Origin of the sequence: Bacteroides sp. ET336 (genome assembly GCF_024733815.1) — a bacterium.
GTDB classification, from domain to species: Bacteria; Bacteroidota; Bacteroidia; order Bacteroidales; family Bacteroidaceae; genus Phocaeicola; species Phocaeicola cellulolyticus.
Map to the genome: position 1 here is coordinate 536673 of NZ_JANRHK010000001.1, position 15057 is coordinate 551729.

17 protein-coding genes are annotated in these 15057 nt (G+C 39.8%); 9 read left to right on the forward strand and 8 right to left on the reverse strand.

The features are described 5' to 3' along the window. The first annotated feature begins 192 nt into the window (after positions 1–192). From NW213_RS02590 to NW213_RS02600, 3 genes are all read left to right on the forward strand, one after another. Entirely contained in the window at positions 193–759 is a 567-nt protein-coding gene (locus NW213_RS02590; protein ID WP_204390801.1) for a Crp/Fnr family transcriptional regulator, read from the forward strand. Between the two features lie 81 nt (positions 760–840). Next, complete coding sequence (locus NW213_RS02595) at positions 841–2007, forward strand: acyltransferase (protein ID WP_258321752.1); 1167 nt, start codon at positions 841–843, stop codon at positions 2005–2007. Positions 2008–2065: 58 nt separating this feature from the next. Continuing rightward, positions 2066–2359: a hypothetical protein gene (locus tag NW213_RS02600; RefSeq protein WP_204390797.1), complete on the forward strand. Its 294-nt coding sequence runs from the start codon at positions 2066–2068 to the stop codon at positions 2357–2359. 172 nt (positions 2360–2531) lie between these two features. On the opposite strand, the gene NW213_RS02605 is transcribed toward NW213_RS02600, so the two are convergent. From NW213_RS02605 to NW213_RS02630, 6 genes are all read right to left on the reverse strand, one after another. Next, positions 2532–3167, reverse strand: coding sequence for a porin family protein (locus tag NW213_RS02605; protein WP_258321753.1), 636 nt, complete (start codon positions 3165–3167; stop codon positions 2532–2534). Positions 3168–3189: 22 nt separating this feature from the next. After that, positions 3190–4164 (reverse strand): DUF4249 domain-containing protein, encoded by a 975-nt coding sequence (locus tag NW213_RS02610; protein WP_258321754.1) that lies wholly within the window; start codon positions 4162–4164, stop codon positions 3190–3192. A gap of 53 nt (positions 4165–4217) precedes the next feature. After that, positions 4218–6797 carry a carboxypeptidase-like regulatory domain-containing protein gene (locus tag NW213_RS02615; RefSeq protein ID WP_258321755.1) on the reverse strand — a complete coding sequence of 860 codons (2580 nt, stop codon included), beginning with the start codon at positions 6795–6797 and terminating at the stop codon, positions 4218–4220. A 2-nt stretch (positions 6798–6799) separates the two neighbouring features. Then, positions 6800–7615: a FecR family protein gene (locus tag NW213_RS02620; protein WP_258321756.1), complete on the reverse strand. Its 816-nt coding sequence runs from the start codon at positions 7613–7615 to the stop codon at positions 6800–6802. A gap of 66 nt (positions 7616–7681) precedes the next feature. Beyond that, a complete protein-coding gene (locus tag NW213_RS02625; RefSeq protein ID WP_258321757.1) occupies positions 7682–8194 on the reverse strand; it encodes an RNA polymerase sigma-70 factor in 513 nt (170 codons plus the stop codon). 159 nt (positions 8195–8353) lie between these two features. Further along, positions 8354–9268 carry a cation diffusion facilitator family transporter gene (locus NW213_RS02630; RefSeq protein WP_258321758.1) on the reverse strand — a complete coding sequence of 305 codons (915 nt, stop codon included), beginning with the start codon at positions 9266–9268 and terminating at the stop codon, positions 8354–8356. Positions 9269–9430: 162 nt separating this feature from the next. Between NW213_RS02630 and fldA the strand changes: the two genes are divergently transcribed. The 6 genes from fldA (at position 9431) to NW213_RS02660 (ending at position 13087) form a co-directional block, all read left to right on the forward strand. Then, complete coding sequence (gene fldA, locus NW213_RS02635) at positions 9431–9934, forward strand: flavodoxin FldA (RefSeq protein ID WP_258321759.1); 504 nt, start codon at positions 9431–9433, stop codon at positions 9932–9934. Between the two features lie 28 nt (positions 9935–9962). Next, complete coding sequence (locus NW213_RS02640; protein WP_154044438.1) at positions 9963–10331, forward strand: DUF2023 family protein; 369 nt, start codon at positions 9963–9965, stop codon at positions 10329–10331. A gap of 49 nt (positions 10332–10380) precedes the next feature. Continuing rightward, entirely contained in the window at positions 10381–10755 is a 375-nt protein-coding gene (locus NW213_RS02645; protein ID WP_204390775.1) for a YbaN family protein, read from the forward strand. After that, positions 10743–11738, forward strand: a complete 996-nt coding sequence (locus NW213_RS02650) for an aminodeoxychorismate synthase component I (protein ID WP_258321760.1) — start codon at positions 10743–10745, stop codon at positions 11736–11738. The genes NW213_RS02645 and NW213_RS02650 overlap by 13 nt, the downstream gene beginning before the upstream one ends. Further along, the gene (locus tag NW213_RS02655; protein ID WP_258321761.1) at positions 11722–12327 is read left to right on the forward strand and encodes an aminotransferase class IV family protein; all 606 of its coding nucleotides are present in this window, start codon (positions 11722–11724) and stop codon (positions 12325–12327) included. Before NW213_RS02650 ends, NW213_RS02655 begins: the two co-directional genes overlap by 17 nt. A gap of 130 nt (positions 12328–12457) precedes the next feature. Next, a complete protein-coding gene (locus tag NW213_RS02660) occupies positions 12458–13087 on the forward strand; it encodes a DKNYY domain-containing protein (RefSeq protein WP_258321762.1) in 630 nt (209 codons plus the stop codon). A gap of 261 nt (positions 13088–13348) precedes the next feature. Here the strand turns inward: NW213_RS02660 and NW213_RS02665 are convergent, their stop codons facing one another. After that, positions 13349–14221 (reverse strand): pyridoxamine kinase, encoded by an 873-nt coding sequence (locus NW213_RS02665; RefSeq protein ID WP_375338099.1) that lies wholly within the window; start codon positions 14219–14221, stop codon positions 13349–13351. A 197-nt stretch (positions 14222–14418) separates the two neighbouring features. After that, the gene (locus NW213_RS02670; protein WP_258321763.1) at positions 14419–15027 is read right to left on the reverse strand and encodes an HU family DNA-binding protein; all 609 of its coding nucleotides are present in this window, start codon (positions 15025–15027) and stop codon (positions 14419–14421) included. Between the last annotated feature and the right edge of the window lie 30 nt (positions 15028–15057).

The window sequence follows — 15057 nt, forward strand, 5'->3', positions numbered from 1 at the left end:
AATGTATATTAAAAAATGAATATAAAGCAAAAAATCCTCAAAGTTATGAAGACTAAATGTAACAAATAATGTTTGTACTTTTTTTGTTGTGATATAAATTGATAAGTAAAAAGTATTCTCCATAAGATAATTCTGTGTAACTTTAACCACGGATGGATATATTACATCATTTGTTATTTTAGAACTTCTACAATGAAAAATATTATAGAAACCATCAGAAAGCATTATCCGGTGTCAGATCAGACAATTCAGGAACTGGAATCATATTTGACGCCTTGCCGTTTTCCGAAAAAATATCAGCTCATTAAGGAAGGTATATATTGTAAATATGCCTATTTCATAGAGAAAGGTATGTTGAGAGCATATTGGATTGTCGATGGGGAGGAATATACAACATCTTTTGGTGCGGAAGGCTGTATGGTTTTCAGTATGGATGAACTTTATTATAACAGGAAGAGTGAAGAATATGTTGAGACGCTGGAGGATGTGGAAGCATACAGAATAAATATATGTGATCTTAAAAGGCTTATGGAAACAAATCTTGAACTGTGCAATTGGGGAAGGATAATACATCAGAATGAGTACAGAAGATTGCACCGAAGCCATAAGGAGCGACTGGCTCTTCCGGCAAAAGAACGTTATGAGGAGTTTCGTAAGCAATTTCCCGAAGTATGTAAAAGGGTTAATCTGACATATATAGCATCGTATCTGGGGATAACCCTTTCTACACTCAGCAGATTGAGAAACGAAAAACCATAATTTGATTTAGGACAAATTTTTATTGGATGATACTGTGTATATTTGCGCATATTTACAGTAGCATTTAATATTATTATCAACATGACAGGAAATATTTCATCAGCCGCATTTTCCGATTCCAAGCCTCATTATGAACTCCTTGACGGACTGAGGGGAGTAGCAGCTCTGCTTGTAGTGTTTTATCATATTTTCGAGGGATTCTCTTTTGCCGGAGGAGGAACACTCATTACTACAATTAACCATGGTTATCTGGCAGTAGATTTCTTCTTCATTCTTTCTGGATTTGTTATCGGATATGCATACGATGACAGATGGAAAAAGAATATGACGCTGAAGAATTTTTTCAAGCGAAGGCTTATCCGACTTCACCCTATGATAATAATGGGAGCTGTAATAGGTTTCATAGCATTTTTCATTCAGGGAGGTGTGAAATGGGACGGGACTCATGTAGCTATATCTATGGCCATGCTGGCATTGTTGCTGACTATGTTCTTTATTCCTGCATATCCGGGAGCCGGGTATGATATTCGTGGTAATGGGGAGATGTTTCCTCTCAACGGACCAAGCTGGTCACTCTTTTTCGAATACATAGGCAATATTCTTTATGCTCTTTTCATTCATCGTCTTGGGAATAAGGCTTTGACAGTGTTGGTTGTTCTTCTCGGACTTGGACTTTCATGGTTCGCATTGTTTGATGTAGTGGGCTACGGGATGATAGGTGTAGGATGGACTCTTGACGGTCTGAACTTTTGGGGCGGTATGTTCAGGATGCTATTCCCTTTCACTCTCGGTATGCTTATTTCAAGAAATTTCCGCAGTTTCAACATAAGGGGAGCATTCTGGATTTGTACTGTTGTACTGATTGCAATTTTCTGTGTTCCATATATTGAAGGAAAATCACCTGTATGTCTTAACGGAGTGTTCGAGATGATATGTATTGCAATTGTATTTCCTGTTCTGGTATGTATAGGTGCGTCAGGTAAGACTACCGACAAGAAATCAACAGCTATCTGTCGTTTTTTGGGCGACATATCATATCCTCTATATGCCGTTCATTATCCTGTGATGTATGTGTTCTACTCTTGGCTTATAGAGAACAAACTCTATACACTGGAGGAAACATGGATGGTTTCGGCAATGGTTTATTTCGGCAGTATAGCATTGGCATACGCATGTCTGAAACTTTATGATGAACCTGTAAGAAAATGGCTTGGCAATAAGTTTGTTAAATCAAAACCGACTGTATAGTTTTTTGCTTGTATTTGTTCTCAAGTTTTATTACCTTAGGGGAACAAAATATTATAGTATGGGAACTTTAGGATGCATAAACGACATGATGTGTCGTGACAAGGAGAACCGTGAGCTGAGAAACAGAAACCGTGAGCGGATGAATGATACGCGTAACCGTCTCATAGAGGTGGGGAAGGGACGTGAACTTCCGGACATGTCGGCCGACAGTATAGACCATATAAGGAAAAATACAGTGGAAAAGGAGAGGACTGATAACGACAAGTTGTTTCGTCTGAAACTGAAGTTTGCTGTGATCGTTGGTGTGGCGCTGTTGCTATGTTATGTTGCTTACGTGCTTATAATAAAATAGGCAGCACTTTGGGAAAAGTACTACCTAAACACTATTTAAATGATGCTTAAAACTGAAATGACGAAGTTACCGATTTGTTATACGGATTATAAGTAGTGGTTCCGCATGAACTGAGACATGCGGAAATACAAAATAATGCGATGAATATGAAAAGTTTCATTTGAATTAAGAATTAGAAATAATACGTCAGTGAAACTACAAATGTTCTGTTCTTGGTTTCAGGGTTGTTCATATAAGAATTCTTCATGCCCCAGTCATATCCTATGGCTATTTGTGTGTGCCGCGCTATTTCCACTCCGGCACGGAAACCTATTCCCCAGTCGAAGCGTGGTGAGAGTCCGTCTTTGAATATATTGTTTGATGATACTTGTGTTTCTATCTTACTGCCAAGATGTGTGGTTGTGCAGTTCATCTTGCCGAACATTCCTATGTTGAAGTACGGACCGGCGTTTACGAAAATGCTTAGATTGTCATTGACCTTGAATTTATAACCAAGGTGAATTGGTATGTTCAGGTAGTAAGGTGTTGTGTCCCATTCTAATTCTTTTCCGGTTCCGTTCTCGTATGCAGGTGTGGATTTCCAACCGTATGATGAAATCATCAGTCCGAAATCGGTGTACAATCCTTTCTGGGCGTCCCTGAAAGCATATTCACCTTTCAGTCCGGCATGGAAACCTGATTTTGATTCGTTCGCTATCATAGAGTTAAGGTTATAGCCGCCGGAAAGTCCGTATCTGAATTCCTGTGCCTGTGATGTCGCAAATACTATTGCAGACATTGCGATAGTGAGTAAAAATTTTTTTTTCATAAGTCTATGTTTAAATAAGTGATTATTCTTCGTTCTCTTCATTTTTCAGGTTCTCTATCCAGTCGGTTTCGTAAATACTGCATCCGCCTAAAAGACCTATACCGTTTTCTATGTTTGTGTAGTGGCTGCGGATAGGGGCAAGGCCGTATTCTCCTAAATCATTGTTATCTATGTCGTTTATAGATTTCAGATATTTGTACATTTCTTCCGAAAATCTGTAGAGGTAGATCTTGAAAAAATTGACTGTGCTGTTGTATTCATTTACGCTATCTTCGCTATAATTTGTACCGAGATGTAATGTGTAGCTTTTGCCGTTAAGCATGGTATCGTCCCACAAATAGATCTCCTGATAATGAAGTTTCGAAATATCGAATATCTCGTCAAAACCTACTTTCTTTGACAGCAGTGGCTCTTCGTCAAGATTGAACTCTATGCCCCATAATTTATCATAGTCTGCCCCAAGATTGTAATTAGGATAATAATTGTGATAACTGATTTTCCTTATTATTCTTACACCGTAATAGTCTTTTGTATCGGCATTATCTGTAAATGATATGCGGAACTGTATTTCCCTGCCGTATGAACCGTCCTTTAGAATCATATCCCATTTGTCCAATGGGAAAGGCTGTGGTATTACAGTTCTCGATTTTGCAGTAGGTATATCCGGGTATGATGCTTCCATGTCTATCTTGTCGCCTTCTTTCAGCTTTCCAAGAACATAATATGAATTTGCAGGGAGCAAGTCTGTCGCTTTGTCAGTATATTTTATCTCCTTTTCCACTCCGTTCAACTTAAATGTTATGTCCGGTTTGGCAGAAGAGTTTGTACCTTTATTGTTTACATTCATGCTTTGCGATACCTGTATCAGTGTAGTATCTCCAAGTGTGTTTGGCATACAGAATATTACCGGTTTTCTTTTAGCCTCCACATCATCTATGTTGAATTCGTATGTACACGATGATAATATAATCAGTAGTGATGCAATATATAATTTCATACGTTTTTGAGTTTTTAAGTTCTTGAGTTTATAGGTATTAAATACTTGTATGTTTAAAATTTAAGTGTGTAACTGAATGACGGAATTATAGGAAATACTCCGTATGCTTTTCCTACGAAACTTCCGTCTTCTTTTTGTGTTACAGTGGCATACAATGGATTCATCCTGCAATAGGCATTGTACAGACTGATATTCCATATTCTCTCAAAGCCTCTTTTAGTGGTCTTGCGGAAGTTTATACCTAAGTCCAGTCTGTGATAGGCCGGTAGGGAAATATTGTTCGGGGCTTCATAAACCATCATTCCCTCGTTCGGGTCCTGGTTTTCCGTTACTGGTGGTATAACAGGTGCTTCTATCTTTTGCGTAGGGATTGTCATGCGGTTTCCACTATGGAAGTTCCATGATGCGTATGCGTCAATCCTGTCGCTGAACTTGTGGCTCAGGTTGATAGAGAATTTATGACGGTTGTCGAACTTGTCCGGGTACCATGACTGATGGAAGTCCGGGAAGAATCTTTTGCTCCACGAAAGGGTGTAGGATGCATCGACAGATGTTTTTCCGTTACTGTAACTGATGTCAGCTTCCGCACCATATGCCTTTCCTTTTCCTGTCCTTACGTTCTCTTCCCAGTCATCAGCAGAAGGGTTGAGTTGGTTATCGCCATTGTATTCTATCAGATTGTTCATAGTTTTGTAGAAACCTTCTATGCTTAATCTGATGTTATACGGAAGTCTGCTGTATATTCCTGCTGAGTATTGTCGCGACCTCATAGGGGTGATTTTTTCAGTAGAAGGTACCCAATAGTCTGTCGGCAGGTTCAGGTAGGTAGCAGAAAGTTGGTGCATGAACTGGCTCATCTTCGTATATGATACTTTGAAACTTGCATTGTCGCATAGTTTGATGTTCATTGCTGCGCGTGGCTCTACAGAGTGATATTTCGTACCTGCAATACCGAACATGGTGTAGTGTATTCCACCGTTCAGTTTCAGACGGCTGCCAAGCGAGATGTCATCTTCGGCATAGATGGTAAATTCATTACTCTTGTACTGACTTTTTATTCTGTCTGTCAGTTCGTTGTTCGCCGCATTGTCGTACTTTGAGTAGAAATTCTGCGGCATGAAAATGTGGCGCATATAGTTTGAACCGAAACGGATGTGGTTCCATGTGTTGGGACGATAGTCGAACTCCATCCTGTAGCCGAAATCGTTTATGGTGGAATGGTTGTTCTGGATTTTTATTATTGCACCGTCCAATCCCTCAATATATCCCAAACGTTCTTCACTCAGATAATCGAATTTGGAGCGGTTGTGGGTATATACTCCCGTGAAATTTGCAAACAGTTTGTGAGAAAAAATATATTTCCAGTTGACTGATGCGGTGAAGTTTCCCCATTGCAGATTGAACTTGTCTATATTTGAAAGTTCCGAAAAATAAGAATATGCCTTGTTGTTCACTTTTAGAAGATCATTACCGGAATACAGGCTGATATCCGCACGACTCTTTTCAGAAAATATGTGAGTAACTTTTGCATTGATGTCGTGGAAGGCATATCTTGTATTTATCTTGTCCCTTCTGCTTGTATTCATTATGGCTAATGAGGGGGCTGTGAGTAAATCTATCCATGTGCGTCGCATAGCCACATTGAAGGAGGTGCGGTCTTTTACTATCGGTCCTTCAAACTGTATTCTGCCTTCAAGAAGTCCGAGCGTGAAACTTCCGTGATACTCTTTCATGTTTCCGTCGTTTGTGCGGACATCCACTACTGATGACAGTCGTCCGCCGTAACGGGCTGGGAAGCCGCTCTTGTAGAAGTCGATGTTCTTTACAATGTCAGTATTGAATGCAGAGAACAGTCCTCCGGCATGATTCACCTGATATAGTGGTGTACCGTCGAGCAGGAAAAGGTTCTCGTCGTTTCCTCCGCCGTGTACATAAAGTCCGGAGATTAGCTCCGTACCGCTGGCTACTCCCGACAGACTTTGAAGCTTCTTCACTACATCAGGCGAGCTCATGAAGTTGTTTCCGCTTACAAAGTCCTTTGCCGTAAGCGAAACTTTTCCGGTCTGCGTAGTGTAGATAGGGGAGTTTAGGTCGGCAGTAACCACCACCTCATTTATGCGGTAATCAGCTTTCAGGTATATGTTCTGCGATTTGTTTCCTTTTAGTGTAATATCTTCCGTTTGCTCACCGCAGCTGATATGCGAGAAACGGATTTTATGTTTACCTTCGTTGAGTGTAAGACTGTAGAAACCATGTTCGTTTGTCAGTGTGCCTGTATTGGAGGTGATGTCCCAGACTGTGGCGTTTATCACTGTTTCGCCGTTCTCCTGATAGATATATCCGCTCAATGTATATGACGACAGTCTTTTCAGTATCACGTAGTCACCGTCTATCTCCCATTTGATGCCGGTATTGCTGAATATTGTTTCAAGGCTGTTTTCAAGGCTTACCATATTTGGTTTCTTGCCTGAATACGGTATGTTCAGCTTTATTGACGAGTCGTAAACAAAGCTTACAGGGTATATACTCTTCACCTGCTCCATCATGTCTTCTACAGTGACTCTGCCTTGTGCATTTATTGATGAAACGCATATTGTAGAAAACAGAAGGATTATTGATATAATTCTGTTCATGTTCAGTCTTTCTTAGTTATTTTGATGTCCAGTGTCTTTTCTATCAGTGAGATAATTTCATCTAAGCTGTCCGTTCTGAACTCGGCTGTAATGGTCTTGAAATGTTCGGACGCATAAAGGCTTGTTCCGTAATAAATCGAGAGTTCCTTCATTACGGCATCTATAGGAGTATTTTTGTAAACAAACTTTCCTGTAGCCCATGCTGACGGGTTAGGGAAGGCGGCGTTTGTTATTTCTGGTATTTCGTTTCCGTGCTTCAGTGTTCCGCTCATATCCTTTGTGAGGATAATTCCTTTGGAACTGTTCTTGCCCTTAAACATTACTTTCCCGGATTTTACATACACGTTTGTGACAGTGTCCTGCATACGTTCGTCAATTTCAAATTCAGTTCCCAGGACTTTGACCTGTGCATACATTGCTGTGGCCGTGAATGGTGACTGCTCGTTTCTGCGGACAGAGAAAAAGACTTTTCCTGATATATTTACCTCGCGTGATTTCTTTCCATAATTATCGGAGTCGTATTCCAATGTGGAACCTTTGGAGAGTATGGCAAGTGTACTATCCGGCAAGAAATGTCTGGTGATTCCTGCATCCGCAGTGACTGATATCATGTTGTTGTCACTTCGGCTTAACAGTGTATAACTTACTATACATATCAGTATTGCGGCAGCTACTCCAGACGAGTATATCCATAATCTGTGCAGATTATTCTGCTGTCTGTGGCCTGTGATTTTGTTCAGGGCCTTGGCCGTGTCCAGTTTCCCGTGTCTGTAATATCTGAGGACAAACTGCAAGTTTTTTTCTTCTTTATCTTTCATGATTGTACTTTGTTTTTAGATAAGACGCAAAGTATTGAAAAAACTACTATGCCGAAATGAAAAAAATTATCCGAAAAAGAACATATATACTTTGCGGATACCTTCTTTGATGTTTTTAAGAGCCTTGTTCATCTGATTTTTTACCGTGTTCACGGAGATGTTCATCCTGACGGCTATTTCCTCATACTTCATTCCGTCGCGTTTTGCAAGCAGGAACACTTCCCTGCATTTTTCCGGCAGTGAGTCTATAGCAGTCCATAGTCGGGCTTCGTCGTATGAACGTTCCTCGCATTCCTCTTCGGAGATGATGCCTTCAAGATCGGACGGCTGTACATTTTTGTCTATCAGTGAGTCTTTCTTTACGATATCTATACAGCGGTTCCTTACCATAGAATACAGATATGATTTTATATTAGAAATCTCCATTCCTGAGTCTTTCCGTTCCCAGAGTTCGGCAAAACAGTCCTGTACTGTGTCTTCCGCATTGTCTATATCGTGGAGATAATGCAATGCGAAAAGGCATAGCGGACGGTAGTACATACGAAAATTGTCCTTAAAAGTTTCGGTATTTATAGCCATAATGTGTTTATTCGTGCGTTTATATTTTAAGGAAGACTATAAATATATGTCATACTACTATGGAAAGGTTGGTTGATTTAACTATATTTAAAAGATTAAGCTTCGGTTTAGTATATGTTCAGTGAACGGTCACTGGATGTTCACTGAACACGTTATGAATTATTTACATGAGTATGCCTGACATTCCGTTCCTGCTGTTTCTGTCTCGATTGTGCAATGATGCACTCCTGATTTATGGAAAATTTCTCTTACTTCAGTCTTGACGTTTTCCATGTCATTAAGGTCTTTTATAACGATGTGAATGGTAGCCGCAAAATCAGTGGTGCTGATAGCCCAGATATGAAGATGATGCCAGCTTTCTATCTTGTTATAATTGCGTAAGTCTTCGATGATGTGCTCTTTGTCAACGGATGATGGAACGGCATCAAGAGTCATTAGCAGACTCTCTTTGAGCAGATTGTAGGTGGAGAACATGATTATTATTGCCAATACGATACCGATTATCGGGTCTATCCATACCCATTCCGTGTAACTTATTATGATTCCCGATACTACAACACCAACTGACACAAGTGTATCCATAAGCATGTGAAGGTATGCGCCTTTTACGTTTATGTCCTGCTTGCTTCCACCCATCAGCAGCCATGTGGTCAGTCCGTTTATCAGAATTCCAACTCCGGCAGTCCAGCTTATGGCTGTGCCTGATATAGGCTGAGGATTCTTCAGTTTATATATACTCTCTATTATGATGGCACCTACGGCAACAAGCAGTATCAGGGCATTAATCAGAGAAATAAGTATAGTGGCTTTTTTATACCCGTACGTAAACTGTGGGGTTGATACAGCCTTGCTCATTCTGAACGCGACAAGCACAAGTACTAGGCTGAAAACATCGCTAAGATTATGTCCGGCATCCGACAACAGTCCGACAGAATTGTATAGTAATCCTACAACAGTTTCAATCCCTACGAATAAAAGATTTAGCGCAATGCAGAAAATGAAAATCTTGCTCATCGAAGCAGATATTTCATGATGATGGTGATGATGATGATTGTGGTGGTGATGAGTGTTCATAACATATATATTTTTCTTCAAAGATATGGAATTAGTTATAAAACTACCAAAGGTTAGGTAAGAAACCTGTTTCTGCCGACATTAAAATCATTATTTTTAGGTATTTCAGAAACACTTTGTTTGCACTTATTTTGCAATGTCAAATCAATTAAATGTAAGGAAATGAAAAAGATTGGAATTTTTTATGGTTCCACTACTGGAACTACAGAATCGGTAGCAGGAATGATTGCAGGTAAATTGGGCGTTTCATCGGCCGATGTACACGATGTGAGCAAGATGACTGCGGATATGGTAAACTCATACGATGTTCTTCTGCTGGGTACATCTACATGGGGCGACGGCGAGTTGCAGGACGACTGGTACGACGGTGTGAAGCTGTTGAAAGGGCTTGACCTCAGTGGCAAACTTGTCGGACTGTTTGGCTGTGGAGACTCTGAATCGTATGCCGATACGTTCTGCGATGGTATGGGAATCATCTATGAAGATTTGAAAGGTACCGGATGTGAGTTTATCAATGGAGTTTCTGATGCTGACTATACTTACTCTTCGTCTGTAGCAGTAGTTGACGGTATGTTTGTAGGTCTTGCCATAGACGAGATGAACGAGAGCGGTAAGACTGATGAGAGAGTAACTGCATGGACTGAACATATCAAGACATTATTGTAATAATATTTATACATAAAACCTATTGCCTATGATGATGCAAAATGTAAATCCTACTGATATGAAGGTGTTTCTGAACCATGTGTATGAGTTCAAGAAAGGAGTTCGACAGATGGTGCTTTACACCATGAACAGGAAGAATCAGGAGTTTGCCGTGAATCGTCTGAAGAAACAGCGTATAAAGTTCGTCATACAGACAGTTGACGATGAACGCATCAACTTGTTCTTCGGCAAGGACGAATGTATCAATGCCATACGGATGATAGTCACCCGTCCGCTTAACCAGCTCACTCCGGAAGAGGATTTCATTTTGGGGGCCATGCTCGGGTATGACATCTGCGGGCAGTGCAAGCGCTATTGCGACCGCAAGATGAGAAAAAAATGTGTTATGATAAACTAAAATCAGGTTCGTATTTGTATTTCAGTACCAATCATACTATTTTTGCAATATGAAATACATATACAGTGTCATAGGCTTTGTTTCGGTGTTGCTGGGCATTATAGGAATATTTCTTCCTGTATTGCCCACAACACCTTTTCTTTTGCTGGCGGCCGCATTGTTTTTCCGCAGTTCGCCGCGTGCCTATAAATGGCTGACAGAACATCCGCAGCTGGGACCTTATATAAAGAGCTTTCGTGAGGACAAATCAATTCCTTTGCGAATCAAGGTTATATCCGTAGGAACACTGTGGATTACGGCTGTACACTGTATTGTTTTCATTTTTGATACTTGGTGGCTGAAACTTTTTATGGGGGTACTAGCCACTTGTATCACACTTTATATTCTTTCTTTTAAATCACGCAAAAACAAATGTCAAGACTAAACTTCCTGTCGCGCCAGGATGCCATAAAGAGAATGAACTATTATGGCAGAAGGGGTATTCCGTTCTTCTTTCTGATAGACTTTGATGAGGAAAACTGCATTGTCGAAGAACCTGACAATCTGCCTGACGATGAAATACTGTTCAGCTTTCCGTCCGGTGGAAATTATAATGAAACTCCATATTCGATGAAAGAAACCTTTGTATGGGAGCCTCATCCGCAGACTATGGAGGAGTATTCCAGTTCGTTCGACATTGTCTATAAAAATCTGTATGCAGGAAATTCATTCCTTACAAACCTTACTTGTGCAACACCGGTTGAAACCGATCTTACACTCAGGGATATATTCGTTCATTCGCGTGCAAAGTACAGGCTCATGATGAAAGGTCGTTTTGTAATGTTCTCGCCGGAAATTTTTGTGAGGATTACGGACGGTATGATTTATTCTTACCCGATGAAAGGAACAATAGATGCGTCATATCCTGATGCGGCTTCCGTGATATTGAACGATGAGAAAGAGTCGGCCGAGCATGCAACAATCGTGGATTTGATAAGAAACGATTTGAGCCAGATAGCATCCGAAGTGACTGTCACCAAATACAGATATATAGATGAGGTTCAGACGAAAAACGGTACTTTGCTTCAGGTAAGCTCCGAAATACGAGGGAGACTGCCGGAGGATTTCTGCGATAAACTGGGAGATATGTTTTTCAGACTCTTGCCTGCAGGGTCAGTGACAGGAGCACCGAAGAAGAAAACGGTTGAGATAATACGTGAGGCAGAGACATATGACAGAGGATATTATACCGGAGTAACAGGCTTTTTCGACGGAAAAAATCTTGACAGTGCGGTTATTATAAGATTTGTGGAACAGCTACCTGAGGGCTCTTTGGTGTTTAAAAGCGGTGGAGGTATAACCTTCAAAAGTGATATGGAAAGCGAATACGAAGAAATGATTCAGAAAATATATGTGCCGTTTTATTGAGACAATATGTATAAACGACGGAGTGATAGAGAATCTGTCGGCCCATAATGAGAGGATGAACAATACAATCCGTGTGCATTATGGCAGTTCTGTCATGCCTGTTTCTTTGGAGGACTTCATTACTGCTGAAGGCTGTAAAGGAAGAACCCGTTGCCGTGTGGAATATACTTCAGCGGTAGAGAAGGTCGAATATTTCCCGTACAGTATTCGTGAAGTGAAATCTCTGCAACTGGTAAACGACGATACGGCAGAGTATTCATTCAAATATGCCGACCGTTCGGTGCTGGACCGAAACTTTGCCTTACGTGGCAATGCGGACGATGTAGTGATTGTTCGCTCCGGTATGCTGACAGATACCTCAATAGCAAATATCTCTTTATATAAAGAAGGAAAATGGTTTACCCCTAAATTTCCATTGTTGAAAGGTACACGCAGGGCGAGACTTCTGGCGGAAGGAATTATAGAGGAGGACATTGTTATGGCAGACAGTCTGCACAAGTATGAAAAAATCCGCCTCTTTAATGCCATGATTAGCTTTGGTGAGGTGGAAATGGATATAAAAAATGTCTTTCCGATATTTGAAAAATAATTTTGCAAACAGTAATGGTATTTTTTCTAAATGTCTTGGTCTTAATAAAAAAGGATGCAATATTGATGTAATCCGGTAAATATTATTACATTTGTGAAAACAGGTGTTTTAACTCATAAATTGAGATATTATGACAAGCAGACTTTCGAAACTATTTGTAATTCTATTATTGTTTGTGCCTTCTCTGGCGTTTGCACAATATTATTCGTATTCAAAGAGAAACGGTCAGGTTTATTATGACGGTAAGATCATTCATGGAGCAGATTCTCATTCCTTTTGTGATTTAGGTTACGGTTATGGTAAGGACAGAAATCATGTTTACAGATATGGAACAATATTAGAGTATGTAGATCCTTCCTTTTTTAGGGTTGACAGAAGATTTTCTGCCGATAATCGTCCGTCGCATGGTCGTCCAGATGGAGGGCATCATCATTGTGACAGACCGGGATATTATGTATCAACCTTTGATGTATCTTATAATGGAGAGAAGATTTCGGGAGCAGCAAGCAACAGTTTTGTTATCCTGAAAGAGGAATATGCAAAGGATGCATTCAACGTATATTGGATGGGAAAGAAAATTTCTGGAGCGTCAACTTCTTCCTTCGTCTGTCTTGGAAATGGTTATGCCAAGGATGCTTTCAATGCATATTGGGAAGGTCGCAGGATAAATGGAGCTTCAACTTCATCATTCAAGGTTACGAGGGGATTCTATGCCGAGGATGCTTTCGATGTGTATTTTAAGGGAGAGAAACTTAAATAATCGATCTCTTTTTAAGGCCTAAAAATCAAAACAAAAAGTTTTTTATTGACAGTTCTATTATTTAACTTTGTATTTAGCTTTATTTCTTATAGGTATTATGAAACATATATACTGGAAAGGCATATGGCGAAAGATCGATAAATTCATTGAAAGAATTATTGATTGTATAATTATCTTTTTCGGTTGAGAAGGATAAGGTTATTTGTGAATATAACATAATATAAAAGCGGTCAGAAGCAACTGACCGCTTTTATATTATTGTCATTCCAAAACCTCGTAACTGCTTATTTGTATCGGCATATCAAGATTGTGGAGTACCTTCTCAAGCATTATACCGTCAAGGTTGTTGTATTCATAACCGAAGGTAGCACGTATTCCCTGAAGGATGAATTGTGTGGCTCTGTCTAATGCTATCGGCAGGCTGTCACCTTGCATAAGCGAACCGGTTATTACGCTTGTAAATGTATCTCCCGTACCTGGATAGTGTGCTGGCAGATAAGGGCATGTCACTTTCCAGTATCTGTTTCCGTGACGGTTATATGCAAAAACTGAAGTCATATGGGCGTTTTCAGGCACAGGTACACTTGTTGCTATCACAATGTCCGGTCCTGCGTCAGAGAGTTGTTTGAGATATGATTTCATCTCCTGTACACTGACCTCGCTTTTGTATTCTATATCCAGGAGTTTGAAGACCTCAGTCATGTTTGGGGTAATCACATCGGCATATTTTATGAGTTTTTTCATTTCTGTTACCATGTCTTCTGTGATTCCTTTGTAGAGATTGCCGTTGTCGCCAAGCACTGGATCCACCACCACCATATCTTGCGGACGGCGGAACTTTGATATGAAATTTTCTACTATCTGTACCTGTTGGGGCGAGCCAAGATAACCTGTGTAGAATGTATCGAACTTCATATCAAGCTTTTCCCAGCTCTCTATTATTCGTTTCATCTCCTCGGTCAGGTCAAGGAACGAATAGTGCGGATATTGTGTATGTGCCGATAGTACTGCCGTAGGCAAGGGACACACCTGTATCCCCATGGATGAAAGAATAGGTATTACAGCCATGAGCGATACTCTGCCGGCTCCGGACAGGTCGTGTACCGCCGCCACACGTTTGACATGGCTTTGCATGTATGTTTTCTGCATGCCTGAGCCAACTGCAGATGTATGTGCTGTGGATGTCTTTTTCTTTTTCATTCCCGATTTTTGCCATGCAGCCTTTCTTGCCTGATATTGCTCGTATTTGTTTTCTATATAATTATCTGCCATAATGATTATAAATGTATTGTGCAAATTTCGTTATTTTTATGGATATGGCAAATTTTTGTCTAATCATTCAATGTGTAAACAGGATGTGATTTGTATCCTATATTTTTTATTACTTTTTTTTCGACTAAAGTTTTTATTAATCTGCTTGCTTTATATCTTGTTATATTGAAAAGTCCTTCAAACTGTTTTCTTGTTATAGTTTTGTTTATTTTGAGATATTCTAAAAGTATATTTATTACATTATAATCCGAAATGTCAGAGGAGTGTTTTCCACGTGTTCTGGTAATTGGCATTAGTTTCTTTTTTGTTTCTTCGTTTAGTTCTTTACATGGTGATATTTTGATTCTCTTGAAGCCAATATCTTTTCCTTCTTCTCTTCCATTACATTTGCTGTTTTTTTTTGAACCTAAAATGAGTCGGAAACGGCATAGACCGTCAATATTGACTTTGTTTCCCTGAGCAAGAGCGTTTGTGATTTCATCTTTTAGTGCAATTAATACTCCATGGACATCTGAAGGGGTCATAGAACAAGAAAGGTGTATTCGCCTTACAAGTTCTTTCAAATCAATAATTTGTGAATTGTTAATTCTTATATGGTAACTTTCTGTTATATCCATATTGTTTGCCTTTGAAGGGTTGGCGAAAAAATCAAATTCAATATTTCCCATTTTTTTAATATTTAGATGTTATAGTTAGAT